The organism is Scytonema hankhaensis NUACC26, from assembly GCF_045865695.1.
Taxonomy (GTDB): Bacteria; Cyanobacteriota; Cyanobacteriia; order Cyanobacteriales; family Nostocaceae; genus Scytonema.
On the sequence record NZ_BAACAP010000001.1, the window covers coordinates 1 to 2516 of the forward strand.

Annotated in this window: 1 protein-coding gene; it reads left to right on the plus strand. The window is 44.2% G+C overall.

Annotated elements, in window-relative coordinates:
* Positions 1-645: 645 nt before the first annotated feature.
* Complete coding sequence (gene ltrA, locus ACKTT2_RS00005) at positions 646-2334, plus strand: group II intron reverse transcriptase/maturase (protein ID WP_407882702.1); 1689 nt, start codon at positions 646-648, stop codon at positions 2332-2334.
* Positions 2335-2516 lie beyond the last annotated feature (182 nt).

A 2516-nucleotide genomic window follows, 5' to 3' on the forward strand; every position in this document is an offset into this window, starting at 1 on the left:
GTGCGATTCGTTGGTCGAAATGTATAGACATATACAGGGATGACCTCGGAGAAAAGAAAAGGAAACTTATTAATCTCCGATAATTTAACTTTCATAAGGGTGAGCAACTGGCAAATATCAGTAAAAGCAAGTCCCTTCCCACAGATGCTAGTGGTGACAGTATGTCCCCCACACTTGGAAGTAGCAATCCCAAGTGACCAATGTAGCGGGGTAACAAACCGATAAAACTGGAAGCCTAATCCGGTAACGCGGTGAACAAGAATCCACGGGTAAAGCGTCAGCTTAAAGATACGATAAAACGTCGTTAAGTTGAACTAGCTATAAAGGCTGTGTAAGGCTAGAGCCAAAAAGGCAAAGGATAAGGAGTGGGCATTTTATCTGTGACCCATAAGCATCTCCATAAAACCCGGCGTACAGTACCACCCTAAAGATTATAACCAATGGAAGTTAGAAACGAAGTAACCAACGTACAGCCCTGGGATGGTCGATACTCAGTAGGTGCTAACCGTATGCTAGGCGTTGGAAGGATTGGGTCAGAAGCAAAAGCTTCATTGTAATGATTGAAGATATGCCAACAGACCCACGGTGGCTTGGAATGTAGGGTCACAAGTAGCAATAAATAAGTCTAATACACGGTCACAACCGATGGTGGAATGGAACTCAGTAGAATGGCAAAAGCTAGAACGCCGAGTTTTTAAGTTGCAAAAGCGAATCTACAAAGCCTCACAGCGTGGAGATGTCAAGGCAGTCCGCAAACTCCAAAAGACATTGGTGAGGTCTTGGTCAGCCAAAATGTTAGCAGTACGTCGGGTGACTCAGGACAATCAGGGTAAATCCACAGCCGGAGTAGACGGAATCAAAAAACTGACTCCGAAACAAAGGCTAGAATTAATACCCAAACTGAAACTTAACCGAAAAGCAAAACCAACAAGAAGGGTATGGATTCCCAAACCCGGAACCGAGGAAAAACGCCCATTAGGAATACCCACAATGTACGATAGAGCGCTTCAAGCGCTCGTAAAACTAGTATTAGAACCAGAATGGGAAGCCCATTTTGAGGCAAACTCATACGGTTTTAGACCAGGGCGGTCATGCCACGATGCGATTGAAGCAATATACAAGGCAATTAAAACCAGTTCCAAATATGTGCTGGACGCCGATATATCAAAGTGCTTCGACCGCATTAACCATAAGGCACTGCTAGAAAAACTAAATACATTCCCCACCATTCGCCGACAAATTCGAGCATGGTTACAAGCGGGAGTGATGGATGGGGGACAATTGTTCCCAACTTCTGAGGGTACGCCGCAAGGTGGGGTAATTTCACCGCTATTGGCAAATATAGCTCTCCACGGCTTAGAAACCGAAGTTATGAAAGCAGTCAACAAAGGAATAACCGCCCAAAAAGGGTTAACCTTAGTTCGGTATGCAGATGATTTCGTCGTTCTACATAAGGATTTAGCCGTAGTCCAAAGATGCCAGCAGATTATAGTCGAATGGTTAAAAGGCATGAGCCTAGAATTGAAACCAAGTAAAACCAGGCTAACCCATACCCTCAACAAGTATGGAACAGAATCAGCCGGATTTGACTTCCTTGGATTCACAATTAGACAATTTCCAGTTGGCAAACACCAATCAGGAAAGAATTCCAATGGAAAACCACTTGAATTCAAAACACTCATCAAACCAAGCCAAAAGAAAGTCAAGCTACATATCGAAAAGCTGAGAGATATTGTTAGAACACACAGAGGGGCAAATCAAGAAGCACTAATCAGCCACATCAACCCCACTATTAGGGGATGGTCTAACTATTACAGCACGGTAGTAAGCAAAGAGACTTTTCAAAAGGTAGATAACATACTCTACCATCAGCTAGTGGCTTGGGGAAAATTCCGTCACCCCAATAAATCCTGTGAATGGATTGCCAGAAGATATTGGCTAATCCAAACCGAAGGATGGGTTTTTGGTAGCAAGAAAAAGGGGATAAAAAGAATGCACCTCAAAACGCACCAAGAAACTCCAATCGTGAGACACACAAAGGTGCAAGGGGGGCGAAGTCCCTATGACGGAGATTTTATCTATTGGAGTACAAGAATGGGCAGACACCCCGAAACCAATCAAAGAACGGCAACGTTACTAAAACGACAAAACGGAAAATGCGCCCAATGTGGACTGTACTTTAAGGAAGGAGATTTACTGGAGTTAGACCACGTAAACCCGAAATCAAAAAACGGAAAAGATACTCTCACAAATATCCAGTTACTCCATAGACACTGCCACGACACAAAGACAACGGGGGACTTTAAAAATCCGTTCTCAGGCAAAAAGAGTTAGAAAATAGAACAACTTATTCTAACCGCCTAAGCCCTAATCAAACATCCAAGCTAACAAGCAGGATGGGCAACGAGGTGTGTGTGAAAAAACACCAAGTCAACCGAGGAGCCGTGTGAGGGGAAATCTCTCAAGCACGGTTTTGTAGGCGAGGCGGAGTGGTGACGCTCCGACCTTAGCCATCG